This is a genomic window from Methanolobus sediminis (assembly GCF_031312595.1).
GTDB classification, from domain to species: domain Archaea; phylum Halobacteriota; class Methanosarcinia; order Methanosarcinales; family Methanosarcinaceae; genus Methanolobus; species Methanolobus sediminis.
This window is the reverse complement of sequence record NZ_CP133592.1, coordinates 1,958,425-1,984,755: the sequence shown is the minus strand read 5'-3', so window position 1 is coordinate 1,984,755 and position 26,331 is coordinate 1,958,425. Positions and strand designations below refer to the sequence as shown.

Annotated in this window: 20 protein-coding genes, 1 tRNA gene and 1 pseudogene; 10 read left to right on the top strand and 12 right to left on the bottom strand. The window is 36.8% G+C overall.

All coding sequences use genetic code 11. From position 1 onward, the window contains the following. Window position 1 precedes the first annotated feature (1 nt). The 4 genes from RE474_RS09820 to RE474_RS09805 are packed head-to-tail and all read left to right on the top strand — an operon-like array spanning window position 2 to window position 3,700. Window positions 2-1,132, top strand: coding sequence for a glycosyltransferase family 4 protein (locus RE474_RS09820; RefSeq protein WP_309310198.1), 1,131 nt, complete (start codon window positions 2-4; stop codon window positions 1,130-1,132). Then, window positions 1,129-2,208: a glycosyltransferase gene (locus RE474_RS09815; protein ID WP_309310197.1), complete on the top strand. Its 1,080-nt coding sequence runs from the start codon at window positions 1,129-1,131 to the stop codon at window positions 2,206-2,208. The genes RE474_RS09820 and RE474_RS09815 overlap by 4 nt, the downstream gene beginning before the upstream one ends. After that, window positions 2,201-2,968, top strand: a complete 768-nt coding sequence (locus RE474_RS09810) for an ABC transporter permease (RefSeq protein ID WP_309310196.1) — start codon at window positions 2,201-2,203, stop codon at window positions 2,966-2,968. Before RE474_RS09815 ends, RE474_RS09810 begins: the two co-directional genes overlap by 8 nt. A 3-nt stretch (window positions 2,969-2,971) precedes the next feature. Further along, entirely contained in the window at window positions 2,972-3,700 is a 729-nt protein-coding gene (locus tag RE474_RS09805) for an ABC transporter ATP-binding protein (RefSeq protein WP_309310195.1), read from the top strand. Window positions 3,701-4,644: 944 nt separating this feature from the next. On the opposite strand, the gene RE474_RS09800 is transcribed toward RE474_RS09805, so the two are convergent. The 4 genes and pseudogenes from RE474_RS09800 to RE474_RS09785 all read right to left on the bottom strand — a co-directional run bounded on the left by RE474_RS09800 (window position 4,645) and on the right by RE474_RS09785 (window position 11,459). Continuing rightward, window positions 4,645-8,349: a glycosyltransferase gene (locus RE474_RS09800; protein ID WP_309310194.1), complete on the bottom strand. Its 3,705-nt coding sequence runs from the start codon at window positions 8,347-8,349 to the stop codon at window positions 4,645-4,647. A 26-nt stretch (window positions 8,350-8,375) separates the two neighbouring features. Then, window positions 8,376-9,521, bottom strand: coding sequence for a glycosyltransferase (locus RE474_RS09795; RefSeq protein ID WP_309310193.1), 1,146 nt, complete (start codon window positions 9,519-9,521; stop codon window positions 8,376-8,378). Between the two features lie 4 nt (window positions 9,522-9,525). Then, window positions 9,526-10,683 carry a non-hydrolyzing UDP-N-acetylglucosamine 2-epimerase gene (gene wecB / locus RE474_RS09790; protein WP_309310192.1) on the bottom strand — a complete coding sequence of 386 codons (1,158 nt, stop codon included), beginning with the start codon at window positions 10,681-10,683 and terminating at the stop codon, window positions 9,526-9,528. Next, window positions 10,593-11,459: pseudogene (locus tag RE474_RS09785) on the bottom strand (NAD-dependent epimerase/dehydratase family protein). Before RE474_RS09785 ends, wecB begins: the two are co-directional and overlap by 91 nt. 444 nt (window positions 11,460-11,903) lie before the next feature. On the opposite strand from RE474_RS09785, the gene RE474_RS09780 reads away from it, so the two are divergent. Continuing rightward, window positions 11,904-14,252 carry an oligosaccharyl transferase, archaeosortase A system-associated gene (locus RE474_RS09780; RefSeq protein WP_309310191.1) on the top strand — a complete coding sequence of 783 codons (2,349 nt, stop codon included), beginning with the start codon at window positions 11,904-11,906 and terminating at the stop codon, window positions 14,250-14,252. A gap of 58 nt (window positions 14,253-14,310) precedes the next feature. Here the strand turns inward: RE474_RS09780 and RE474_RS09775 are convergent. The 3 genes from RE474_RS09775 to RE474_RS09765 form a co-directional block, all read right to left on the bottom strand. Next, window positions 14,311-14,398: transfer RNA gene (locus RE474_RS09775), tRNA-Leu, on the bottom strand. An 86-nt stretch (window positions 14,399-14,484) separates the two neighbouring features. Next, on the bottom strand, window positions 14,485-15,861 hold the full coding sequence (locus tag RE474_RS09770; protein ID WP_309310190.1) for a cryptochrome/photolyase family protein: 1,377 nt from the start codon (window positions 15,859-15,861) through the stop codon (window positions 14,485-14,487). Continuing rightward, window positions 15,862-15,993 (bottom strand): hypothetical protein, encoded by a 132-nt coding sequence (locus RE474_RS09765; protein WP_309310189.1) that lies wholly within the window; start codon window positions 15,991-15,993, stop codon window positions 15,862-15,864. A gap of 143 nt (window positions 15,994-16,136) precedes the next feature. Here RE474_RS09765 and RE474_RS09760 point away from each other — a divergent pair, with 143 nt between their 5' ends. Then, entirely contained in the window at window positions 16,137-16,799 is a 663-nt protein-coding gene (locus RE474_RS09760; protein ID WP_309310188.1) for an HAD family hydrolase, read from the top strand. Here RE474_RS09760 and RE474_RS09755 read toward each other — a convergent pair. Beyond that, a complete protein-coding gene (locus RE474_RS09755) occupies window positions 16,785-17,960 on the bottom strand; it encodes a UDP-N-acetylglucosamine--N-acetylmuramyl-(pentapeptide) pyrophosphoryl-undecaprenol N-acetylglucosamine transferase (RefSeq protein ID WP_309310187.1) in 1,176 nt (391 codons plus the stop codon). The genes RE474_RS09760 and RE474_RS09755 overlap by 15 nt on opposite strands. 175 nt (window positions 17,961-18,135) lie before the next feature. Here RE474_RS09755 and RE474_RS09750 point away from each other — a divergent pair, with 175 nt between their 5' ends. Together RE474_RS09750 and RE474_RS09745 are read left to right on the top strand one after the other, a co-directional pair. After that, window positions 18,136-19,128 carry a PHP domain-containing protein gene (locus RE474_RS09750; protein ID WP_309310186.1) on the top strand — a complete coding sequence of 331 codons (993 nt, stop codon included), beginning with the start codon at window positions 18,136-18,138 and terminating at the stop codon, window positions 19,126-19,128. A 134-nt stretch (window positions 19,129-19,262) separates the two neighbouring features. After that, window positions 19,263-20,393 carry a UDP-N-acetylglucosamine--N-acetylmuramyl-(pentapeptide) pyrophosphoryl-undecaprenol N-acetylglucosamine transferase gene (locus tag RE474_RS09745; RefSeq protein WP_309310185.1) on the top strand — a complete coding sequence of 377 codons (1,131 nt, stop codon included), beginning with the start codon at window positions 19,263-19,265 and terminating at the stop codon, window positions 20,391-20,393. Window positions 20,394-20,427: 34 nt separating this feature from the next. Here RE474_RS09745 and RE474_RS09740 read toward each other — a convergent pair whose 3' ends face one another. The 3 genes from RE474_RS09740 to RE474_RS09730 form a co-directional block, all read right to left on the bottom strand. After that, on the bottom strand, window positions 20,428-21,021 hold the full coding sequence (locus RE474_RS09740) for a DedA family protein (protein ID WP_309310184.1): 594 nt from the start codon (window positions 21,019-21,021) through the stop codon (window positions 20,428-20,430). A 166-nt stretch (window positions 21,022-21,187) separates the two neighbouring features. After that, window positions 21,188-21,940, bottom strand: a complete 753-nt coding sequence (locus RE474_RS09735) for an SIMPL domain-containing protein (protein ID WP_309310183.1) — start codon at window positions 21,938-21,940, stop codon at window positions 21,188-21,190. Between the two features lie 374 nt (window positions 21,941-22,314). Further along, complete coding sequence (locus tag RE474_RS09730) at window positions 22,315-22,896, bottom strand: hypothetical protein (protein ID WP_309310182.1); 582 nt, start codon at window positions 22,894-22,896, stop codon at window positions 22,315-22,317. Window positions 22,897-23,231: 335 nt separating this feature from the next. Between RE474_RS09730 and RE474_RS09725 the strand changes: the two genes are divergently transcribed. Continuing rightward, window positions 23,232-24,485 carry a hypothetical protein gene (locus RE474_RS09725; RefSeq protein WP_309310181.1) on the top strand — a complete coding sequence of 418 codons (1,254 nt, stop codon included), beginning with the start codon at window positions 23,232-23,234 and terminating at the stop codon, window positions 24,483-24,485. 43 nt (window positions 24,486-24,528) lie between these two features. Beyond that, a complete protein-coding gene (locus RE474_RS09720; protein WP_309310180.1) occupies window positions 24,529-25,266 on the top strand; it encodes a hypothetical protein in 738 nt (245 codons plus the stop codon). Window positions 25,267-25,328: 62 nt separating this feature from the next. Here the strand turns inward: RE474_RS09720 and RE474_RS09715 are convergent, their stop codons facing one another. Continuing rightward, a complete protein-coding gene (locus RE474_RS09715) occupies window positions 25,329-26,237 on the bottom strand; it encodes a tyrosine-type recombinase/integrase (protein WP_309310179.1) in 909 nt (302 codons plus the stop codon). Window positions 26,238-26,331: the final 94 nt, after the last annotated feature.

Here is a 26,331-nt window from a genome sequence, read left to right as displayed (position 1 = left end):
TTTGAAGATTGCCTTTGTCTATGATGCGGTGTACCCTTGGGTCAAGGGTGGTGCAGAGAAACGCATATATGAGATTGGAAAAAGGCTTGCTGAAAAAGGTCATGATGTGCACCTTTTTGGCGTAAAGTGGTGGGAAGGGAACGACGTTATCGATTATGAGGGAATGGTGTTGCACGGTGTCTGCAAATCCAGAGATCTGTATGTCAATGGGAAACGCTCGATTTCCGAGGCAATGATATTTTCAGTGAAACTTTCTCCACACCTTTTGAAGCAAAGATTTGATGTTATAGATGTGAGCGTGTTCCCTTATTTTTCCTGCTTTACTGTGAAAGCAGTGTCTATTCTTAGAAGTACCCCGGCTTTTTTTACATGGCATGAGGTATGGGATGACTATTGGTATGAGTATATGGGTAGGATAGGATTTTTTGGGAGAATTATTGAAAGGATAGTGTCAAGAATATCATCAAATGTCATTGCAGTATCAGAGATGACAAAAAAGAACCTTGAGTCTTTGGGGCTGGATGGTCAGAAGATTGCCATTGTCTCAAATGGTATAGATCTTGATAGGATCTTGGCAAGTCCTCCTGTCAATGAGACATGTGATATCCTCTTTATAGGGAGACTTATCAAAGAGAAGAATGTAGACATGCTCCTAAAATCAATGACAAAAATTAAAAAAAAATGTCCTGCAGTAAAATTACACGTAATTGGGCAAGGGCCTGAAAAAGAAAAACTTTTGACTCTTGTTGAAAATTATGACATCCCGGACAATACTAAGTTTTTTGACTTTATGGAGTATGAAGAACTGCTTGGAAGAATTAAAGCATCTAAAGTATTAGTCCTACCATCGAGCAGAGAGGGATTTGGAATAGTAGTTGTTGAAGCATTTGCATGTGGAACTCCTGTTGTCACTGTCAAAGCAAAGAGAAATGCTGCCCAATACCTAATCAATAGCTCCTGTGGATGTGTTGTAGAACTTGAACCGGATGCTATTGCAGATTCAATCAAAAAAATACTACAAAATAATTCAATTCATCAGGATATGTCCAGAGCAGCAGTTGAAAAATCAAAAAACTATAATTGGAACAACATTGTTCCAAAACTTCTGTACACATACGGTGAATTAAAATGAAAATCGTCATATTCCATGACTATATCGGAGCCATTGGTGGTGGAGAAAAACTTGTTTTGACCCTTGCAAAAGAACTTGGTGCAGATGTTATTACTACTGATGTGGATAGGAGTTCCGTTAAAAAAATGGGATATGAAGATATAAACATAATAAGTATTGGAAACACTGTCAAAATCTCACCTTTAAAACAGATATCTGCTTCATGGAAATTTGCACACTGTAATTATTCATATGAGTATGATTTTTTTATTTTTTCAGGCAACTGGGCAGTTTTCGCAGCAAAAAAACATAAACCAAATATGTATTACTGCCACACACCAACAAGAGCCTTTTACGACCTGTATGACATCTACAGAGAAAAACATAATATATTTGTGACTACAGTTTTTTCAATATGGGTGCAGTTCCATAGGAAATACACTGAGAAATACATAGATCATGTAAACAAAATTGTTACCAATTCAAAGAACACACAGAAAAGAATCAGTAAATATTGGAACAAAGGGTCAGAAGTTATTTATCCACCTGTTGATACTTCAAGATTCAAATTTAATAAATTTGGTGATTTTTGGCTTTCTGTTAACAGACTATATCCAGAAAAGCGAATTGAACTCCAGATAGAAGCTTTCCGTAAAATGCCGGATGAGAAGCTCGCGATAGTAGGAGGATATTCCCCCGGTGACCATGCATCTGAATATGCGAGTAACTTGCTTGAAAATCTTCCTGACAATGTTGAGATACTTGGAAGCGTTTCTGAAGAAAAATTACTTGAACTCTATGCTGACTGCAAGGGACACATAACAACCGCAATGGACGAGGATTTCGGTATGACACCTATTGAAGCAATGGCTGCAGGTAAGCCGGTTGTTGCGGTGAATGAGGGAGGATATAAAGAGAGCGTACTAAATGGCAAAACAGGGCTTCTTGTTGCAGCAAACACTGAAAGTATAGAACAAGCTGTTGAATTGATATCAAGCGATCCCAAAAATTATAAGTTTAATTGCCAGGAAAGAGCGAAAGTATTTGACGTTAATGAGTTCATTAGAAGAATGAAAGAGGAAATGAAGAATGATTAAAAACATCTGGAATTACAGACACCTCGTAAAAAGACTTGCTATAACTGATTTTAAAGTAAGGTATAAGAATTCCATTTTAGGATTTTTTTGGTCCTTATTAGAACCATTACTTCTATTACTCGTACTCTATGTAGTGTTTGCACATGTGTTCCCAAGTGTCCAGGAAAACTATCATCTGTTCCTTCTAATTGGAATAGTTCTGTGGGATTTCTTCACAAAAGGGACAAGTATGGGTTTATCGAGCATAATCAGTAAACCCGGAATGGTCAGACAGATATACATCCCGAGGGAGGTTCTGATATTCAGTTCTTCTCTGACAGCTTTGATGATGGCAATTCTCGAAGTAGCAGTATTTGGTTTTTTTATGGCAGTCTCAGGGGTGATGCCAACATCAACAATCGTTTATTTCCCTCCGGTCTTCATCGTACTGTTCGTATTAGTGTTTGCTGTTTCCCTTATTCTTGGAACACTCAATACCTATTTTAGAGATGTACAATACATCTGGGCAGTAGTCCTTCAGGCAGGTTTTTTTGCAAGCGGCGTCTTTTTTGATTTTGAGACATTACCAGAAGATGTCAGGACCATATTATTCTTGAATCCTCTTGCAAGGATTCTGCACATGTCCCGACAGTCAATACTTTATGATACACCTATTTCCCTTCAGGACTTTATATTTGTTCTTTTGATATCAATATTAATGCTTCTTGCAGGCTATCTTCTTTTCAGAAAATTAGAGCCGGGATTTGCAGAGGAGGTGTAATTTATGAATGTCATTGAAGCAAAAGATGTATGGAAAAAGTATAAAATTCCACACGAAAAGAAAACAACATTGTTTGAAACGTTATATGGAAACTTGAAAGGTAATACAAGCTATGAATCCTTTACAGCATTAAAAGACATCAATTTTACTGTAAAGAAGGGGGAATGGTTAGGAATTATCGGCCATAATGGAAGTGGAAAGAGCACTCTTTTAAAAATAATTGCCAACACAATCCGACCTACCAAGGGAGAAATGAAAGTTAACGGTAAAATAACATCATTTCTTGAACTGGGTGTAGGATTCTCGCCAGATCTAAGCGCAAAAGAGAACATCATAGTATATGGTGCAGTCATGGGTTTGAACAGTAAAGAAATTGAAAGCCGCATAGACCACATACTTGAGTTCGGTGGACTGACCCGATTCAAGGATACAAAACTCAAGAATTTCTCGAGCGGAATGATTGTCAGACTGGCTTTTTCGACTGCAATCCAAATTGAACCCGAAGTACTTCTCCTTGATGAAGTGCTTGCTGTAGGTGACCTCGATTTCCAGAAAAAGTGCTTTGAAGTCTTCGATAGATATAGGAGTATGGATAAAACAGTAGTATATGTCAGTCATGATTTGGGTACCGTACAGAGATTCTGCGATAAAGTCCTTCTATTGAATCATGGTGAACAGGTCGGAATAGGAGATTCTGAAGAGATGATAAATGTGTACCAATCTTTAATCTAACTAACTACATAAAGGAAATATTTGTAGACACTATACAAATTCAAGTTTTCAAATATAAATTTCATTGAGAAGGATCAATTATGTTTGGCAATACTGATAGTGAATGGGAAAATTCGGAAAATGTGACCCGTATTTTGGTGTTATTTCTGATGAAAGGTATAAGAACTCTAAGCTAACGGCTCAGAAAAAAGAAGATTCTTTGCATCAGGATACAATTACGTAAATATTGTTATTTCAAATGTTAAAAAACATCTTTATCCAAATTTTGCTATAAAGAATGCACTGGATTTCGGTTGTGGCGTATAAAGATTAGTTATTCCACTTGCCGAAATTACAGAAAATGTTATAGGTGTTGATGTTTTGGAAGCGATATTAGAAGAAACTCAAAAAATTGAGATGATCGTTCAATTAAAAATACAGAATTTATCAAGATAGATGATTAACTTTCTTCTTTGAATGACAAGTATGATTTTATACATTCTGTAATAGTTTTTCAGCATATCCCTGTAAAAAGAGATTTAAAAATTTTTGATAACCTATTACAACATCTTGAAGAAGGAGGAGTTGCTGTCATCCATTTCACTTACTCAAAAAATCACACAATAATTATGCAAAGCGGGAGTAAAATTTTAAAATATTTGTCATTTGCACATAATCTTTCAAATTTAATCAGAAATAGACCTTTTTTATACCCTCAAATGTAAATGAAGTAATATCACCTAAGTAAAAGTTTACATATACTTCAAGTAAATAATATTATAGAGATTTATGCTGAGTATACAAATCATGGAGGAGAATTGGGCATCATTATATACTTCAAAAAAACGGGCTCTGTAGGGGATTCTCATTTGAATTATAGTATACAACCTTGACAGACATATCAAGGTTATTTGCCTTGCTCAAATTAGAAGTTCTACAGACTACTGTCAAAAAAATCAATTAATTTAAGTGGTTTGTAGTTTTTGATTTATGATTTCAATCAAAATACCAGCCCTTTGTTCCCATGTGTTTTCTTTTGCCTCCTGACTTAATAGATTTAAATATTTCTTGTCATTTTTAAGGTCAAGAGCTATATCAAGGTTGTTGACAAATTCATCATATGTTTTTGAATTCATGACACTATTATATATTTTACACTCATCCATATTGGTTGTTACAATCGGTTTTTTACCAGCCATATATTCAAACAATTTAACGGGGGATGTAGATCGTGTAATACTATTAACTTTAAAAGGTATAGTGGCTACGTCAAAATAATGCAAGTAATCAGGTAGTTCCTCGTACTTTTTAACTCCCAAATGGATTATATTCTTATGTTTACTTAAGATGGAATTGAATTTTTTATCTGATATTGGGCCTATGAAGACAAAAAGATACTGGGATCTTTTCTCTGCCATGTAATCAATCAAGTCATAGTCCATCCATTCTGCTATAGCTCCATAATATCCGATGACAGGTGAATCAATGGATGGGAAATCAGATGGACGACTAAAAGTTTTTTTGTTGAAGTGTTCATAGTCAACTCCATTGGGGATTAACACAATGTCATCTCTCAACTTTTTATATTTGGCATGTAAATTTGTTGCTGTTGTAATAACAATGTCTGCTTCAGATATCATTTTTTTATGATAATGTAGTGCCGTTTCATTTTCAGGAATATCCATTTCAGTATCTGATTTACTGTGTATATCGATATCATCTAAAATATCATAAATGATATAAGCATTCTTAAACTTTTTAACTTTTGCATAATTATATGGATAATAAATATAGAGTATTGGTGCATCCAAGTATAAATCATCATCCTCAGACATTATTTGGAGATGTTCGGAAGAGAAGTCTCTTTCAGCCTTACCATTTTCAGAAACAAAAAAAGTCTGAATATCTCTTTTTGCCAAGACTTCACACAATTGTTGAGGCCTTTGTTTCATGCAATCCCAACTTATGCCTGGTGTTCCAACGTGAACAAATACTTTATCAGCTTCAAACTTATTTACCATTGTTTTGCTTTTAGTTAAATTCTTAGACAATATCTTCTTCCACTTTTCAATCCATATATCCTTACTGAACTGTTTGGAAACTTTAACAGCATTATTTTGGATTTTTTCCCTCAAATTTTGGTCTTCAATGAGGAGCTCCAATTTTTCCTTTAATTCATTACTTTGAGGTTCGATAAGTAGACCGTTATAACCATCGAGGATCAGGTTAGGCAAGCCACCAACGTTTGTAGCTATTATCGCATTTCCACTTGCCATGGCTTCTAAACATGATAAAGAAGTTCCTTCACTATTTATAGTCGGTACAAGAACAATATCTGCAATATCATAAGCTTCGTGCATTTTTTCAGGCGGTAAGTTATACCATTTTATGTTATTTGGATATTTTGTTGTTAATTCAAGGACTTTGATATTTTCTTTTTCATCTGCTTTACCAACAAAGTGGAATTCCATGTCACCATATTTGCTTATGAAATACTCTATATTCTCTTCAACAAGCCAGAAACCTCTTGGCTGATAAAGACGTCGTGGATAAAGAACAACTAAGTTTCTTTTGTTTGTATATTTTTTTGGAGAAAACTGAGTTAAATCTACGAAATTTGGCACATATGCAAACTTTTCACTTTGGACAAAGTCTATTGCTCGTACCCAATTAATAGTATTAGTATCTACTGAAACCATTGTCTCACAATTTTTAATGGCACTTAATGCTTTACTAATCTCGTTGTCATCTTTGTTAAGTATCGCATTTCGTTGGATGCATTCATGATCCCAATAAATTCCATGACTAATGCCTATAGAATTAGAATAACAACATGGATATGCCAAGAAAAATGCCAAATATATAGTAAGTTCAGCTTGAGGTATTTCATGATGAAACAGTTCGTTCAATAAAGTTGAATTTCCACCAGAATTAAGTCCGAAGACTTTTATATCATTATAAAATCTTACCCAATTGAATGTTCCATTTTGATAAACGTTTACCTCATAACCAAGGCTCCTACACAGTCCAACAAGTTCTATAATATAACGTTCTGCACCTCCAAAAAACATATCATTACCTGAAAAATTAAAAAAAGTTGGAGCAACTATGTTGACCACACCTTTTTGAATTTCATTAGATTGAATGACTTTTACATTCTTGCTGCTTACTTCAGGTATCATTGAACTATTTGTCTTTTCAATTTTGGCAACGTTTTCAATCAACTGCCTTTTAACTTTGTTAGGGACAATTTTTCCCGCACGAGGGAGTAAAAATTTTCTTGACTTCCGAGGAATATCTATCAAAATAGAGTAGGGTTTACTAAAGAATACAATTACCTTCCAAGTTTTTAGAGAGTGTATTCTTTCTAGCTCATCTTCCAAAGACTTTATGTATATGTTGATATCTTTCTTTTCCCTATCCACGCAAAGAATCATATTGTGTTTCTCTTCCAGTTCTGAACTTACCTTTTCAAGGTTAGTTTGCAATTCTAAAACCCTGGAATCTTTATCATCCAGTTCTGAAATTACCTTTTCAAGGTTAGTTTGCAATTCTAAAACCCTGGAATCTTTATCATCCAGTTCTGAAATTACCTTTTCAAGGTTAGTTTGCAATTCTAAAACCCTGGAATCTTTATCATCCAGTTCTGAAATTACCTTTTCAAGGTTAGTTTGCAATTCTAAAACCCTGGAATCTTTATCATCCAGTTCTGAAATTACCTTTTCAAGGTTAGTTTGCAATTCTAAAACCTTGAAATCTTTATCATCCAGTTCTGAAATTAAGCTCTGATTTAAGCCTTGAACTTTCTCAATGCAAGATTTAAAAGCTCTACAATCAAAATTGTATGTATTATTTTCAACGAATGATTCCTTTTTAACTACATTTTCAAGATGATGCGTATAATCAATATCGATATTTTGTTTATTGTGCCGGGCAATCAAAGCTATCAAGTAATTTTGACCGGTTGGGATCAATTTCTGCTGATCTATACTTTCATATTCCTGACCAATCTTCGAATTTACATAATTCATGTGATCATATGAAAAATTTTTACCAATATAGAGTTCATCAACTACATCAAGACCTGCGACTTCTGCTAAATGACTAAGAGAATCACGTAATAATTCTCTACCCCACACCCATTCGTTATTTTCCATTGCATGTTGTCTGAATAACAGATAAGGAATACTTTTTGAATTTGGCACTAAAACTATGACGTATTTCTTAGCAACATAACTCATTTTTTTGAGAATATCAATAACCTGCCAGCCATTAAGATGCTCAAGAACTCCCGAATTCCATACTACGTCATGTTTCTCCAAATTTTCTGGAGACAGGTCAAACATGTCAAGTTGAATGAATTCACCAGTCAGATCATTGGATTCATAGTATTTTTTTGCCTTTTCAAGAGCTACACTACTAAAATCTAAAAGAGTTGTTTTGAAGCCCTTATCAGCAAGATAGCCCGACAAATGACCACTGCCACACCCAACTTCAAGCAAAGATGAACCTGAATCAATTTCTAATTCCAATAAAATCTGCTGGATTTCTTCTGCAAGTTTGATTTCTGAAATACCTGGTGTGTCAGAATAATTTTCTGCTACTTTGTCCCAAAGTAGAGGTGACTGAGAATCTACATTTGATTTTTTGGGGTTTATTTCAACATACATAACATAACCTACACATTATAAATATATCAATTATGATTCAATTCTGCAAGCTTCTTAACAATTAAATCAACCATAGTTTTCGTTTTTCGTTCCCAAGTGCATTCCTCCATTGTTTGGAGGGAAGTTTCTATATTGTTTTCCTTGTCCATTATCAAAGGAATCAGTTTGATAAATTCGCTTGAGTTTTTCGCAATATAGGCGTAATTCTCAAATGCTTTTATTTCAGGCAAGTCTACTGAAATCACTTTTTTTCCAGCTGAAAGATATTCATAAAACTTGATTGGATTTGAACTCAGTGTTAAATTATTGACTTTAAAAGGTATTATGCAAATATCAAAATGCCTAAGATAATTTGGCAAAAGTTCATATGGTTTTTTTCCTAAAAAATAAACATTTGGTAGCTTTTTTAGATAATCAATATCACTTTTTACATTTGGAAGCTGCGGACCCACCATTAAAATAGACATATTTGGATGTTCTTTGGAAATTTTAGCTATTATGTCAAAATCAACCCAATCAGCAATAGCTCCAATATAGCCAATTATTGGCTTCCTTATTTTCTTTATGTCTTCTGGAACAGGAAGTTCTTCAAATGTTTTTTGGAAATGGTCGACATCAACCCCGTTTGTAATCAAAAATACGTCACTGTTTTTATATTCAAATACACTTCTGTACAAACGAGTTGAAGATGCAAAAACTACATCAGACTGATCAATTAATCTATTCAAATAAGAGTTCATCCATTTTGGAACGTTTGAAAATGCAAGTTTATCGTCAATATAATCAAAAGCAACCATTTTCTCATTCAATTTTCCTATCAAAGAAGAGAATCTGGGTTCACAATAAAACAGAACTGAGCATATAAATTTTCTTTTTTTCAAAACCACGCGAAGCCAAGTTAAGATAAAAAAATCATTGATTTGCCTTAATCTTCCTATCCTATCAATTATAGGAATCAGAGGAAGAGACACGATAGTAATATTATTTTCTTGCCTTACAAACAATCTCCTAGGTTCTTTTAGAAGAACCGGAATTGATGTCGGTTCAATGAAGAGTATTCGCCAGTCGGAAGGAAATCTGGTCAGCAGATGGTGGTGTCTCTGCCATAAGGCATCCCAAAAAATATCCGAAAAAAATACAATATCGACTAACTGATTTTGGGATTCTACCATCGTTTTACTCCAAAGCGATAATTATCTTTTCAGCAGCCTTCCCGTCTCCAAAAGGATTATCCCATGTGTTTTCCTTGTCAATCATCATTTTAGCATATTCAAAAATTCTATTAGAATCGACTCCAGCCAGAAGATTGGAACCTACTCTCAGTGTTTCCGGCCTTTCAGTGTTATCTCTTAACGTAACACATGGCACCCCCATAATACAAGCCTCCTCCTGCAATCCGCCGCTATCTGTAAGTATCAACTTCGCACCAGCCTCCAGCTGTAGGAAGTCAAGGTAGCCGAGGGGATGCACTATGCTTATGCCTCCAGGCACACTCAGTCCAAACTCTTTGATCATCTTGACCGTTCTTGGATGGGCTGGAAATAGGATTGGTAGTCCAAGGTCCTGGTAGACCTGCTCAAAGCCGGTAAAGATACTTCTAAGGCGCTTGGAGTCGTCGGTGTTTTCGGCGCGATGTACAGTAGCGAGTAAATAATTCTTCTCTGTCAGGCCATACTTTTTGAGCACGTCGCCGTTATTCCGGGCTATCTCCAGATTCTGGTAGACGGCGTCCACGACGGTATTGCCCGTGACGAAGATCTTCTCTTCAGGGATGCCTTCAGCAAGTAAATACTTCTTCGAGTTCCCGGTAGGCGCCAAAAGATAATCAGAAATATGGTCTGTTACTACCCTATTTATTTCTTCAGGCATCGTTCGATCATAACTTCTTAAGCCGGCTTCAACATGCCCAACCTTTACGTTAATCTTGGAAGCTGCAAGAGCACCTGCAAGAACAGTGTTAGTATCACCCTGAACAAGTACCACATCAGGTACTTCCTCCATTAGGATATTTTCTATTCCTTCCATTATTTTACCTGTTTGCACTGCATGGCTCCCAGAACCGACATCTAAGTTATATTTTGGAGAAGGCAGTTCTAAGTCATCAAAAAAAGCTTTATCCATCTCATATGAATAATGCTGTCCGGTATGCAAAATAAAAAAATCGAGTTTTTTCCTTTGACATTCCCGTATAATAGATGACATTTTTACGATCTCAGGCCTAGTACCTAAAATAATTGCTATTTTCATTTGTAACTCTCTCCATTTAACAAGCTCTCCCCAACCAACGTTCTCACAGTCTCCCTCACACTCCTCTCTGAAGAATGTTCTGGACACCAGCCACGCTTCCCGCCCGTGTAGGTGAACTCAACACCCTCAAGCACCTATCTCCTCGACAATTATCTCGCCTATCCTTGTGGGATTAATCGTATCATCCGAACCTACGTTGAAGATGTTCACGGGATCTCTGGAATTTCTGACTGCAAACAATATGGCATTGACGCATTCGGACACATGAAGATAGGATTTTTCCTGCCTGCCATCTCCGAGTATCTCGAGTTGTCCGGGGTTGTTTTTGAGCTTGTTGATGAAATCGAATATGATCCCATGGGTACTGTGGGTACCGATGATGTTCGCGAACCTGAAGATCCATGAGTTCATGTCGAATGTGTGACAGTAGGAAGTGATCAGCGCCTCACATGCAAGTTTTGATGCACCGTACAGTGATATAGGGATAAGGGGGGCCATATTCCTCTGGTGTCGGTATTGTTGTCGCTTCGCCGTATACTGTGGAGGTGAATGCTATATTTGGAACATCGTTCTTTCGCATGGCCTCGAGCAGGTTGTAGGTAGCAGTTATATTCTGGTCAAAATGGATCTTTGTGTCCACCGCGCCAAGGCGTACATCGGGGTTCGCAGCCACATGGTAAACAATATCAATGCCCTGACATACCTTTTCCAGATCATCGGGTTCCAGCAGGTCACCTTTGATAAACTTGAAATCAGGTTTATCCAGATGATTATCTATAAGATCCATCGCCAGAACTCGAATTTTCAAAAACAAGGACATCACAGCCATTTTCCAACAATTGGTCAACAATGCAGCTTCCTATAAAATCTGCACCGCCTGTGACAAGTACCCGATTGGATGAAGATTTGCCTTGTTATTTTGATTAATATTCCTATATCTCATTGAGGATGTAATAAATTTATATGTTTAAAAATATTTCTATTATGTAATTAGTGCGGTTTGCTATCTGCCTGCATAAATTGATTTAGAAGATTTCATCAAATAAGAATTTGAGAGGAACTTATATTATAAATAAAAACTTGGGTTAAACTATGTTCTCTGTTCTGAAAAGAAAATATGGAGAAGAGACAAGGGTAAAAAGTATAGGAGCCAAACAAAAGAGATTAAATTGAGACTATTAAGTGCATATCCTCGACAGGCGTGCTATGGTTGCGCTTGTTATCAAAATGAAAATTCTACAGAGTCCAGAGTCGGTAATATATATATAGGCAGTAATTAATTATCTTCTTAAATTTAGGGGATACATATGAAAAATAGTCAAAAACTGATCAGTAATAAATTAATACTTTTGTTCCCATTATTATTCGCATTCCTGATAAGAATATTAACATTATTCAGTGCATACTCTAATGGAAAGATCACATTCATTGGTTTTGACTCATTTTATCATATAAGGCGTATTGTCTATACAGTTCATCATTTTCCCAACACTATCACTTTCGACCCTTATCTAAACTATCCTTTTGGATTTGAGATCGGATGGCCACCCCTCTATGACCAGCTAATAGCAGGTCTTGCATTAATTGTTGGCAATGGTAACCCCAGTATAAACACAATCGAAATTGTTAGTGCGATATTTCCTGCATTAATTGGAGCTTTGACAATATTACCCCTATATTATCTGGCTTCAACGGTATTTGAAAAAAGAACCGCATTAATAAGCGCACTCATACTTTCTTTAATTCCTGCTCACCTAGCGATATCCGAAGTAGGTTTTACCGACCATCATGTAGCAGAAGTATTTCTCTCTACTACTGCTTACGCATTATTTGCAGTTTCCCTGAAATATGGACATGAAGTAAATCTTTCGGTCTCAAACATCAAAAACCGGGATATAAAACTGATTCTGAAACCCATCGTACTAGCGGTAGCTGCCGGATGTATACTTACCATTGCAGTTTTCACATGGCTGGGATCCCCTATATTCCTGGGTATAATCGGAATATATGCTTTTGTTCAGTTAACAATTGATGTCAAAAACGAAAGGCTTTCTGAATACGTACTGATAAGTGTGATTGCAACTTATATGACAATATTTCTGCTGGTGTTACCTGTCATAGGAAGACTTCTCAGGCCTGATCTAAATATGAGCGGAATGTTCATTTCCTGGTTCCATGTCCTGTTCATCCTTTCCTTACTAATAATGTCATTACTGGGAGGAATAATCGCAAACATCTTCATTAAAAAGGAAATACACTGGAAATACTATGTTGCATCGGTTCTGGCAATCTCTATGACAGGAGCGGTTTTAATTAACATTGCGCTTCCCAACTTTTACCACAATGTAGTTGCAGGCATACATTACTTAATTGGAAGTAGCGGATTTCTGGAAACCATTACTGAAGCACGTCCTATACTATTCGACGAGACATTTACAACCAGCCATGTCTGGAGCAGCTTTACCATATTCAGTTTAACAGCTGTTATGGGACTTTTTGCATTTGTAACAGATATGCACAAAAAGAACTATTCATCAGAGATGCTCTTTTTCTGCACATGGACTGCTATAATTCTGATACTGACACTTTATCAAAGACGATTTGCATATATGCTTGCAATAAACTTCGCAATCCTATCAGGATACTTTACAAACACTCTCTACAATATATGGAAAAACGAGCAAGAACAAAACAAAAAAAGAAAAACAAAAAAAGAAGCTTCAAAAACGCCTTTATGGGAAACTATCACAAATATAACAATCATCTCAATATTTATGATCATAATCTCATTCTTTTTCTTTGCACCGATTGTTGACACCGTGAGCAATCCGGGAATTCCATCAGCTGACTGGCAGGAATCACTGAACTGGCTAGAATCAAACAGTCTGGAAACCTCATTTTATCTTGAAATGAATAATTCTCCAGAGTATGGAGTTTTGAGCTGGTGGGACTATGGGAACTGGATACTCTATATGGCAAAAAGACCTGTAGTTGCAAACAATTTCCAGACAGGAGTTGAAGATTCGGCTCGCTTCTTCATCACATCAAACAGATCAGAGTCTTTGTCCATACTTGAGAAAAGAAATGTGAAATATGTGATTACTGACAATTTAATGACTACAGGAAAATTCAAATCTATATTTGATATCTCAGGAGAAAGCTCCTACAAAGGAAAGGAAATTGAGGAATTTATTCAAGGAGAAGACTTTCTAAAAACAACCTTATTTAAGTTACATCTGTTCGATGGATCTGGTATAGGTTACCTCCGACTGATCCATGAATCAGAATGGGGAGGCTTAAATGAAGGAGTATACAATTTTTACCAAAACTATACCTATAACAAAAATGTAAAAGTTTTTGAATATGTACCGGGCGCCATAGTTGAAGGTTTTGCCAACCCTGAACAGAAAGTATACGCAAGAACAAATGTAACTCTAAGTAACGGACGTGTTTTTGAGTACCAGAATGAAGCTACTGCAAATGAATCAGGGTGGTACGAGTTAAAACTTCCATATTCAACAATAGACACACCATACAACTCTACCGTAGAAAACTATCGTATCACAGTAGATGTAAATTCAAGCCTTGTTAAAGAAGTACATGTTACTGAAAAAGATGTGATGTCAGGCAATAGACTGAGAACTGATTTAAGTTAACAGTCTAAAGTACCTTTTGAATGTCACATTTGAGTACAAGTAAAAAATGTATTAAAATTGGTGCGGGAGGTGCGATTCGAACGCACGAACTCCTACGAGACAGGGTCCTAAGCCCTGCGCCTTTGGCCAGGCTGGGCAACCCCCGCAAAAGAAGCAACTAACAGATAACACACTAACATATTAATGTTGCGTATAATAACATATTTTTCTGGTTCTTAACCAGATTCTACGTTTATTCTATTGATTTAAAATCCACAAGTGCCACATTCCTCTCCTTAGAGTGCTCCACAATTGGTTGTGGATAATCAACTCCGGGAAGTTGCTGTCCCTTATCCATGGAATGAATGGCTTTTGGAGAAAGACCTTCCAGTTCAGGAATCCACTTTTTGATATACAGACACTCAGGATCGAACTTCTTCTGCTGCAGCCAGGGATTGAATATCCTGAAATATGGCTGTGAATCCGCACCTGTTGATGCAGCCCACTGCCAGTTTCCATTGTTCACACAAGGATCATAATCCACAAGCTTGCTGGCAAAATATCGTTCACCCCACCTCCAGTCAATGTGCAGATCCTTTACAAGGAAAGATGCAACAATCATTCTCACACGGTTATGCATGTATCCTGTAGTGTTAAGTTCCCTCATTCCTGCATCTACAATTGGAAAACCGGTTTGTCCTTTACACCATTCATCAAATAACTTTTCATCATTCGACCATGAAAGTGAGTCGAATTTCTTCTTAAAAGCACGGGTGAAAACATATGGATGGGCAACAGCAATATGAGTGAAGAAATCACGCCAGTAAAGTTCATTTATAAGGGTGTGATCCGGACCTAATTCGTTTTCCACATAATGATAGAATTCGCGTATTGATATAGTCCCAAGTTTATTGTGAGCTGAAAGTCCTGTAGTACCTGATATTGACGGATAATCACGTTCGTTGTCATAATTCCTGAAATCAGCGATTTCCTGAAGGATCGAAAGAGCATGATTTCTGCCTCCTTTTGTGAAAAGAGAAGGATTCCTGTCAATTGAAAAATCAGAAAGAAAAACCTGAGGTATATCCGGATTAACAGAATAGAAGCCTCCTTCCTGCATCGACGGCAACGGAATCTTCCTTTGCGTAGCTTTTTTGAAGAACTGGGAGAACACAGAATAGGTTTTTCCTTCGTTTGTAAGCACAGTACCAGGCTCATGTAATAAAGCATCATGGCAGCTTACAACATCGATACCTGAATCCTTACAGGTTTTCAGAATCACATCATCACGTTTCTTGCTGAAAGGAGTGTAATCCTTGTTGAAAAATACAGCTTCAATTCTATGTTTATCGTTAAAATCCCCAATGACATCCTCAGGCAGACCGGAGAATAAGAAAAGTTTGCCATTTCTGGATTCAAGTTGCTTATCCAGGTCTCCAAGAGATTCCAACAGGAACTGGAATGAATTGTAATTGAAATTTTTTCTGTTCTTATCAGCAAGTCTTGGATCAAAAATAAAACAAGGAATTACCCACTCAGACTTTTCCATCGCAATGTTCAAAGTAGTATTATCATCCACCCTGAGGTCACGTCTGAATATGAACAAAGATAATCCGTATTTTTTTGCCAATTAGTCCACCTCAATAGCAATTTCATCGCGCATCAGGGTAGGAGAAAACCACCGATGATTATAACGCATCTGGAAAAAGTCCCCTTTAGTTATATCATCAATATCATTTGATGTTGTGGAAATAAATGTCATTTTCCCGCATCCTCTTACCCATAAAGATAGATTGCTCTGGAACTTTAAAGAGTATTACGGTTACTTTTCGTTAATATATAGATGCTATAATCTATGATCGAAACTTAGAATAACTAGATATAGGGCCATGCTGATTTTCATTTGTGATAAAAGCGCTGATTTTTGATATGGACGGGGTGCTGATCGACTCTATGCACCTGCATGCACTTGCATGGAAAAACGCATTTATGGAGGCCGGGATCTCCATAGATGAAAGAGACATATTCGCCCTTGAAGGTGAAAATGATACAGGGATAGTGAAAAGAGTCCTTGGGATTAATGGAAATGATTCCACAGACATGGAAACAATACTTGCAACAGTACCTGCAAGAAAACATCAGCTTTTTGACAGGAACAGCATCACCATGTTTGATGGTATCGATGATATGCTCCGGCAAGTCAAAGACAAATTCAGGCTCGCAGTTGTTTCGGGTTCCGACAAAAAAATAGTGGAAATTATAATGGAGAAATATTTCCCCGGAATGATTGATGTGATCGTCAGTGGTGATGATACAAAAAACGGAAAACCAGCACCAGACCCATACAATAAAGCTGTTGAGATGCTTGGCATCAGCAAAGAAAAGTGTATAGTCGTGGAAAACGCAATCCTTGGCGTTGAATCTGCCAAAAATGCAGGAATATTCACTGTAGGCATACCCACCTACCTTACCAGAAAAGAACTCGAACATGCTGACATAGTCCTGCATGATCATGAGGAATTATTCCGATTTATAGAGTTACTGATGAGAATGTTACAAGGAAACTGAGGATAAATACCCCTCCAGCTTTTTCCTTATGAAAGTAGACCCTTGGCTCATCAGTGCCTGCTCTTTTAATACAGACACATTTGACCTGTATTTTTCATCGTCTATAAGAGTGCGGATAGCCTGCAATAGTCCTTCCGATGTCACGGAATAGGATAACCTTCTGCCATATCCATTATCTTCGATGAACTTCGCATTATTTTCCTGTTCATTATGTGATTTATCAGGGAATGAGATAACCGGAAGTCCGTAGCTTAGAGACTCCGTAATTGTTCCATGACCACCTGTACAGATAACGACATCTACCGACCTGTAATAGGGGAAAGGATCAGGAATAAGGCGACGAATATCCACATTTTCAGGGACATCTTCAAGGAGATCATAGTCCAGATCAGGCCCACCTATCAAAGTATAATTGATACTATCATCCATTTTTGCAGCTTCTAACAGGGTTTTGAATATCTGGAGACGATAACCGAAGCCACCTATGCTGCAAAGTACATGCGGATGCTTCAGGTCTTTTATTGGAATGACCTTCTCGTATTTTTTTCTGAGCACAGGTCCACAGAATCTTATCTTGCCCTTTACTTCATCAGGAAATGAAAGATTTGAACCACATATAGTAAAAGGTGGAGCAAAATCAGGAACGAATATAACATTTACATTCATGTAGATCCATGTGTAGAATTTCTTTACTGCAAAGCCCACTACTCCTATTGTAAAACCCTTGCCCCTGAAAAAGTCCTGCATACTTGACTGGTTGACTATCATACATACAGGAACTTTTTTTCGCCTGGCAGCTATAATTCCGGAGTAGTATCCATCTGAGATCACAAAATCCGGCTTTGTTCTTTCTATCAACCTGGTAACTGAATTGATGTTACCTAAGGAAATGCCTTTTACTGTTGAAAATATGGAGCTTTTAAGATCAAATGAGCCCTTTTTGCCACTAAGACTGAGCTCCCGGGGAATATCTTCAACAATGAGTCCTGATTCTTCAATTAATTTTTGTGAATACCCATAGGCACCTATGAAGACTGTGTGACCTGAATTCAACATTTCAGCTGCAAGAGAAATACATCGCCCGGTGTGCCCAAGTCCTTCCCCACATACGAAAATCAGAAAGATCATACGTTTATCAGAATTAGCCCGGTACTCATGCATAATAATAGAAGCAATTTGTATACATATACAAGTATACCATATAGAAAATAGAGATAACTATAGAACACATAGATTAACTATTTATCTACAATTAGAAACATAGGTACATATAAGAAGAAAGAAGAAAAAAACGAGATTAACAAAGCGGGATTCTAAATTCAAAGGGAGTGATTAAGTGTTCCGGAAACAGAATAGCACGATGCAAAGAATAATTGCATCTGACAGGGCGGAAGAGCTTCTTGAAAACGGCTGGCACAAAGCAGACCTGCATGTGCATACCTCCTGTTCCTACGATGTACCGGCAAGCAAATTCACAAAACCGGAGAATCTTTTTCAAAAAGGACTTGCTGAGGGCCTTAATTTTGTGACATTTACAGATCATGATACTGTAAAAGCATATGACAGAATGGGATGGAACAGGGACAAGTTGACTACCGGAGTAGAATTATCCATTACCGACATGGAAAATGTCGGACACACAATCCACATAAATGCTTTTGAATTTGATAAAGGACAATATTTTGAGATGGAGACTATTGTACAGAAAAAGCAGGATGTCCATATGCTTCTTGATTATTTCAGAGATAATGATATCCTGCACATGTACAACCACCCATTCTGGTTCAAACCGGGAGAAAAGCCAAATATCATGGCTGTGCCTGAGCTTGCAAAGCATTTCCCGGTGATTGAATATAACATGCAAGATCTGAAACAGAAGAACTTTTTCTCAATGATTCTGGCACAGCGTTTCAAGAAAGGAATGGCTGTGACCACTGATAGTCACACAGGCAGGATCGGAAGAGTTCATACTCTTGCAAAAGGAGATACATTCAGAGAGTATTTCAAAAACATCGAGAAAGGTAAGTCTTACATGATGATCGATGAACCTATCTGGAAACATATCAGCCATGAAATGAATGCATGGGTAGAGCTTGTTTTCAATATGGAAAAACGTATGCCATACGAGGGTGACTACTCTACCGGAGTGGAGGTATTCGATAGAGTTGTCGGCCTCGTGTGCGGTGACAATCGAGATAAACATCCACACATGTACAGTATGACAATGCACTTTGCACAGCAGTTCTTTGGTTCCGGTCTGCCCTTTCTGTTATACAGGATATCAAAACAACCGCAGGTTACAAGAATCGGACGCGTTGTTAATAGTTAAATGTGTCTTTAAGCACATCTTTTTTTGAAAAACAATAGATGCAGATGTAATGCATTTCTGATGAAAGTTTTTTAAAAGATTAGAACATATGGACACCGGTCAGTTTTTGAGCTGGCTGTTTTTTTGGTGTTAAGATGAAAGTAATGATATTTGTCTGCGGCGAAGGTCTTGGACACACCAGCAGATGTATTTCCATTGGCAGAGAACTTGTTTCTGCAGGACATGACGTACATTTCGGAGCTTACGGATATTCTAAGGAACTTATTGAACGCAAGGGTTTTAAGACACACGAAGTCCCCTCGGAGATTACTCTTGTGGGCAAGGCCGGTTCCCTGAATTTGAAAAAGTCCATTCTTGCAACTTTTAAGAGAGGGCAGTTCCTTGGCCTGATAAAGATACGTAAACTTCTCAAGAGAAACAGACCTGATCTTGTAATCTCAGACAGTTATTTCATGGGCATGTTAAGTGCTAAATCCCGCGGTATTCCATGTTATTTGATTGTGAATCAGTCAAATATGGAAGAATTCTTCAGAGGCAAAGGTGTGTCAAGCAAGATCGTGGCCGAGCTTGTGAAAAAATCATACACCGGCATGTTCAAGATAGTCGATAAGGTGATAATTCCTGATTATCCTATGCCATACACCATATGCAGGAAGAACCTTGAGTTTAAGGAAAATACCTGGAAAAAAGTATTTTTTACCGGACCTCTTATTGGAAAGACCTTTGATGAAACAACTGCTATGGAACTTGAACGCCCGCATGTGCTCTGCACAGTAGGCGGATTTGGCTATCGCGAACCGATTTTCAGAAAGGTCATTGAAGCTGCAGCCCTGGATAACTCCATCAATTACACTTTGCTTTCAGGCCCCAGTGTTGACCCTGCAAGCCTTGGAACTCTACCGGAGAATGTTACCATACTCAAATTCATTGATGACCAGTTCCCATACATGAAAGCGTCGGATCTTGTTATTGCTCCCGGAGGTCACAGTACCATGATGGAAGCACTTAGCTTTGGAGTTCCAATGATAACTGTTCCTGACCTGAAACATAATGAACAGCAGAATAATGCTTTTGTTATTGAGGAAGATGGGCTTGGAAAGAAAATTGATTATTCCACATCTCCTGAAGAGATACTTGAAAACATCAGGCTCCTCATTCATGATGATAAGTATAAAAGCAAGCTTACTGAAATGCGAAAGATGGCAGAGGAATTGAACGGACCAAGGGCTATGAGGTTACTGGTTGAAGAAAGAAAGTCCAGATAAAATAGACTAACAGAGAAATCAATTTCGATTGAATTCAGTGTGAAAAGTTCTTCTTGTAATAGATACTCAGAACTATTGCAAATAATCCTACTACAGCAAAGAAGATGACATGACTCAGGATACTGACATCAGTTATCAGGTTCTGAAGATTACTGTGGAAAATGTATCCTGCTGTAATTAGAATAGGGTAAAAGGTTGCTAAGGCTAACATGTCATAGAATACAAATTTACGCCATGATACGTTTGCAGACCCTGCAACAACAGGACCGAAAAAACGTAGTCCTACGATCAGGCGGAATGTAAAGATGGTTTTACCACCATGATCATTCATTAAACGGTCATATCGGGCAATCTTTTTCTTATCTTTATTGTGATCGAAATGTGATAGTACTTTGTTTCCATTCTTACTGAGCCAGTAGAGCACTATATCCCCGAAAGCACCTGCTATCATACTGACAATAATTACTATCCACAGAGTTCCAAATCCAAGACTGACAATATAGCCTACGATGAGAAGAAGAACTTCTTCCGGCAGTGGAATGAAATGTCCCAGAAAAGCAAGAGTTATAAAAATACCGACATATGAAAGATGTTCAAGATAAGGTACTAAGAACTCCCAATTACTCATTTTGATTAATCAGTAATTAAAGATATAAAAGTTCTTTCTGAATTAAAAAAAGAGAAGGAGTTGCAAAGAGTTTCGTTTTTATGCAACTCCTGAGTGGGTTGGTATGGTTGGTTGGTTTGTCGTTTTTATAATCGCTTTTTGAACGGCTAAGACCTACATTCTAATATTATCCAATGTAGTATGTTACCTGTACGGACATTGAGACAGTAGATTCCCCTGGTTCAATTGGCGTGGAAACTCCTCCTGCATCCATTGCTGCTTCTTCCATGACATCCTTTGCATAGTAGATGGCAGTGTCGCCGTTCTCATACATGGATGCTGTCTGCACGCCTGTGATCTTGAGTCCCAGACTGCCTGCGAGTTCGTTAGCCTTTGATCTTGCGTTGTCTACAGCTTCACCTACAAGCTCTTCGCGGAGCTGTTCCTGCATGTCATCAGAGACTGTGAAGGAAATACTTCCTATCTGGTTTGCTCCTGCAGCTGTTGATTTGTCAATGATATCGCCCAGGTAATCGAGCTTTGTGGTTGTAACCTGTACGCTGTTGGATGCGGAATAACCTGTGATGGTCCTTTCCCCGTCATAATTGTAGATCGGATACACGGAAACATAGGATGTCTGTATTTCTTTGTCTTCAAGACCGAGGTCTTTGAGTTCTGATAGGACAGCACTCATGATGGCAGCATTCTCGTCAGATGCTTCCTGTGCTGTTTCGGCCTGGATGACAACGCCTATGCTTAAAGAGGCGGTGTCGGGAACTACCTTCTGTTCGGCGTATCCGCTCATTGTAATTGTGTCTGCTGTATTCTGTACGGCACCATCCTGTGAGATGGCATATATTGTTAGTGACATCACCACCAGCACAACTGATAGTGCAATGATGGCGAAGTATGATTTATCGTTTTTAGTGTCAGGTGACATGTTATATCCTCCTCTAATTGCCTTTAGACCGGTGATCATAACCGTCTATTGCAATTAATAGAAAGACCTGTACATATTAAAGAATTGCCTAAACTTCAAACTGATTTGTAGTTTAAAGTGGCGCTTGTTAGCGATAAACAATTGTGAACACTGATGAACGGATAGTTCAGAAGGCCATTCACAGACAGTTAGAAAAATAAAGAAATGGTGTTAATAGTTAATTATTTGTTTCGTTTTTGACTAAAATGTGAAAAGGAAGGTGAATACTATAATACTATCTGCACCTGGGAATGCATCTGTGACATCGATTACAAAGTCGTTTAGATGATGACTATCACCTACAGTGATTGAACCATTATATAATTCAGTACCGACTATTTTTCGTTGCTATCAGATTCATTTCCGACTTCGTATTCTTTTTCGTCTTCACTTTCTGAATAATCTTCTTCATGCTCATATTCATACTCTTCTTCATCTTCACTTTCAGAATAATCATCTTCATTTTCACTTTCTAGATGGTCATCTTCGACTTCAGATTCATTTTCTAGATAATCATCTCCATCTTCTACGTCATCGTGTGTTTCTGTCTTGTTAGAATCTTCCACCGAGTTTGAATCCAGATCTGAACTCGTGTTTTCAGTGTAAGAATAGAGAACTGTTTGTGTTTCAGCATCAATCCATGTAATTGATACGATATCGCCTGAACTAACAACTGCTTTATACATTGGTTTAGGTGTAACGGTTTTTCCAAATTCCTGACTTAACTCGTCTTGTATTTCAGCTATCTCTTCTTCAGACCAATAAGTAACAGTAATTGTTGCATCGGGGTGTTCTTCCAGGAATTGTTGAACTTGAGGCAATTGCTCAACAGCACTTGTTATATCGTTGTTCTCCGCACATCCGGAAATAAGAACTGCAACAAGTAAAATCATAAAAAAGCTGTTTCTGTATATCATAAGTATCCTCCATAAGTGTCATTTTGGATTAATGGTCAATGCATATTACAATTTTAGGTTGTTTCTTTATAATTATGAATATTCCTTCATTTAAAAGTAGGGTTTGAGCTCATGGAAGGGAGCCGGCTTTAGCCGGCTCCCCTATGCTCCTATTCCGAAGTAAAGAGCGACACGAAAGAAAAGAGAATCAAATACCAATGCAACAGTTTGAACGATTGATAAATGTTATTGATGATTTGTAATAATGCGCAGATACAAGTCGGAATGTTTATTATTTTAGATATTGTTCTAATTGTTGTATGCTGTCTTTTATTATAGATATGCTTTCGTCGGAAGTGAACAGTGAAATATTATTTTCTTGTTCAGTATTCGGATATGTAATATTCTTTATCTTTTTTTATAATAGCAAATACTGGAAGGATTTTTCAGAAATTGATAAAGTTGCTATTTCATTGGTTTCAGGATTTGCGTGTTTTTACTTTATAATATTTCCAATTTCTACTTTTTTAGTTGCATTTGATAGCATTACTAATTTTACGACCGAAGATAAGATACTGAATACTGTTGTTAATGTAGCTGTTTATAGAATAGGTTTTTTTGCTTTTGGTGCTTATTTATTAGCAAGTAGAAAAAAGCTTAATGTTGCATTGATTGAAAGCACAAAATTTCACTTGGATTTTTACAAAGATCTTTTTAAGTTGTTTTCGCTATTTTTATCAGCTACAGTTTTATCTTTTATAATAAGTCATACTTCCGTGTCTTACTCCGTTTATTTTAAGTATTTGCATACTCAGACTTTGGTTAGTGCTCTTGCAGTTTTATGTTTATTGGCCTTTTTTGAAAATTTTTTTCTTGCGAAGGTTGACAACTCTGAATATGAGTTTAAGCTTAATACGGTTAAAAAAATAAAATTATTGAAAGTAGCTACAGTTGGTGTGTTGTTCGTGGTAGTTACTACGTTTTCTTTAATGCCTAGTGTGAATAATGAAAACTGGAAAACAGATATTGTTTTAGAAAACTTTCCTGTTGAACATAATTTATCATTCATAACAGCTGATAAAATAATTTATCAGTACTATACAGTAAATTCTCCTATTGCATTGGATTGGGTAAGGGTAGATACGGATTATGATATTTCTCGTGTCTATAGTTATGTCGATGGGAAAACTATTGACTACTATGCAAAGGATAATTATTTTATTGTCAATGATTCTGATGGTACTGATTTTGTAGTAGTAATGAAAGATAAGATTTCCTTAGATGATGTGTTATTTTTGGATGCTAAAATTCCTGAATATATCAATGAAACATGTGATGCAAAAATAAATATAGTGAACAATTACCCTGGAGAATTAGATATCCACTATATCTCTTTTTATATAGAGGATAATTATGCTCCAACTGAAGTTATCGCTGTTTATAATAGATCTGGATTTAAGGACTCTTATGTATGGTCGGAGGTTAATACAGGTTCAGATTTAGTTAAAGTAAATGGAAATTCTGTGATAATATATTGCTTTGATTTGTATCAAAATGATAGTGTTGCCATAAATGCGAAGTTTGAACAAAGAACAGAACTTATTCAATAAAATCTGCCAATACAATTTACTTTAAATTTTAAAAGGTTTAATTATGTATGTACCTGATTTTCAAATCAATGGTTCTTGTGATGATACAACTAGAATATGGAGATATTTAGATTTCACAAAATTTGTTTCGTTACTTGACACATCTTCTTTGTTCTTTTGTAGATCCGATAAGTTCAGCGATCCTTTTGAAGGTTCTATGCCAATAGTTAATGTGAAACTCAGGCAAGAACTAGTACCTGCCAATCGTATAGCTGCTGCTGCTCAATATGAGACATTTGGCAAGAGATTTCGAAAGTTTGTTCATTTGAATTGTTGGCACATAAATGAATATGAATCAGAAGCTATGTGGAAAATTTTCTTAAAAAGTGCGGAAGGTGTTGCAATACAAACAACGATTGGGAAACTTAAGAAATGTTTCCATGTATCTGATATTGATGTTCTTATTGGTAATGTACAATATATTGATTATTCTACTCATAAAATTCCTCAAAATGAGCTTTTAGCTCCTTTTTTTTATAAAAGAAAATCTTTTGAGCATGAAAAAGAACTTAGAGCGATGTGTTTTCTTGAAAGAGATACAGTTAGTTCTGAAATGTTAGATGAAGATGTACCAGAAATAGGGTCGTATGTTCCTGTTGATTTGGACATACTCATCGATAAATTATTTGTCTCACCTGCTGCACCAGAATGGTTTTTTGAGTTGACAAAATCAGTTGCCACAAAATATGGCATGAATAAGGAAATATTACAATCCAGTTTATCAGATAATCCCATTTTTTGATAGGTAGAGTTTGATGTAATTGATATGATTCTACATATCTCACCTCACCTTTGAGTTGTAATCTAACTACGAATCAATTCCGGAACACAAGACAAATACTCTTTCCTCACAAGTTCCGGATCGAATTCCAGGTAATTATTAGCCCAGGTCTTTTTCTTTAATGAATCTCCCCTGAGCCATTTTATGTAAACTTCCTGCATCCCTGCTCTCTGCATCTGAGTAGTGAAAAAACCACGCAGACAATGAGAAGTTAAACGAGTGTGCAAAGGTCCGTGATGATCATGCAGGCCTAATGGTTTAGCATAGTGTTGAATGACTGCATTAACGTAATCTTTGTGAATCCTGTAACCTGTTGTTGAGATCCACAAATAATCTGATTTTGGCTTCTGTTCTTCTCTCCAGATCAAGTACTGTTCGAGTAGATCATGTAATTCTGGGTCAATAAAACCTAATCTTATCTTGCGTTTCTTTTTTGATGGCCAATAGATCATATCTTTTCTTAGATCTATATCGTCTTTCTTGAGTGCCAGGAACTCGCCTTTTCTACCTGCAGTTTTAGCCAGGAATGTTACAATAGTTCGTTCCAATATGGATTCTGGCTCTATGCTTCTGATTAGTTGTCTTAGTTCTTGCAGTTCTGGTATTTGCCTGGACTCTGGCATTTCAGGCTGATTAAGATATCTTTTTCTAACCTGATCTACTGGATTTACTCTCACCTTTTCACAGAACATCAGATAATCATACAAGCCGGATATAGCCGCAAAATCACGTTTTATAGTACCTACTGTAATGTCTTTTGTTTGTAGGTGACCTAAATAATCAAGAATTTCGTGTTTTGTGCATACTGTTGGATCAGGATATCGTATTAAGAACCTACGAACACTTCCTCTGTAAGTTTGAACTGTGCGCAACTCTAGTCCTCTTAGCTCACAATCCCTGACAAACTCATTAATTAGGTCAATTTGTGCCATCTAAATTAAACTTAAAAAGAATTAACATATAAAAATTGACTTTCTATAGATTCTATATAGGTTTGTAGCTTACAATTAACTACATAAAATTATA

Excerpts from the sequence above, each read along its gene's own strand:
- RE474_RS09720 (WP_309310180.1), top strand. The coding sequence starts at position 24,529 with ATGTATGTACCTGATTTTCAAATCAATGGTTCTTGTGATGATACAACT.
- RE474_RS09805 (WP_309310195.1), top strand. The coding sequence starts at position 2,972 with ATGAATGTCATTGAAGCAAAAGATGTATGGAAAAAGTATAAAATTCCA.
- RE474_RS09745 (WP_309310185.1), top strand. The coding sequence starts at position 19,263 with ATGAAAGTAATGATATTTGTCTGCGGCGAAGGTCTTGGACACACCAGC.
- RE474_RS09795 (WP_309310193.1), bottom strand. The coding sequence starts at position 9,521 with ATGGTAGAATCCCAAAATCAGTTAGTCGATATTGTATTTTTTTCGGAT.
- RE474_RS09815 (WP_309310197.1), top strand. The coding sequence starts at position 1,129 with ATGAAAATCGTCATATTCCATGACTATATCGGAGCCATTGGTGGTGGA.
- RE474_RS09800 (WP_309310194.1), bottom strand. The coding sequence starts at position 8,349 with ATGTATGTTGAAATAAACCCCAAAAAATCAAATGTAGATTCTCAGTCA.
- RE474_RS09765 (WP_309310189.1), bottom strand. The coding sequence starts at position 15,993 with ATGACATTTATTTCCACAACATCAAATGATATTGATGATATAACTAAA.
- RE474_RS09810 (WP_309310196.1), top strand. The coding sequence starts at position 2,201 with ATGATTAAAAACATCTGGAATTACAGACACCTCGTAAAAAGACTTGCT.
- RE474_RS09780 (WP_309310191.1), top strand. The coding sequence starts at position 11,904 with ATGAAAAATAGTCAAAAACTGATCAGTAATAAATTAATACTTTTGTTC.
- RE474_RS09740 (WP_309310184.1), bottom strand. The coding sequence starts at position 21,021 with ATGAGTAATTGGGAGTTCTTAGTACCTTATCTTGAACATCTTTCATAT.
- RE474_RS09755 (WP_309310187.1), bottom strand. The coding sequence starts at position 17,960 with ATGCATGAGTACCGGGCTAATTCTGATAAACGTATGATCTTTCTGATT.
- RE474_RS09730 (WP_309310182.1), bottom strand. The coding sequence starts at position 22,896 with ATGATATACAGAAACAGCTTTTTTATGATTTTACTTGTTGCAGTTCTT.
- RE474_RS09715 (WP_309310179.1), bottom strand. The coding sequence starts at position 26,237 with ATGGCACAAATTGACCTAATTAATGAGTTTGTCAGGGATTGTGAGCTA.
- RE474_RS09735 (WP_309310183.1), bottom strand. The coding sequence starts at position 21,940 with ATGTCACCTGACACTAAAAACGATAAATCATACTTCGCCATCATTGCA.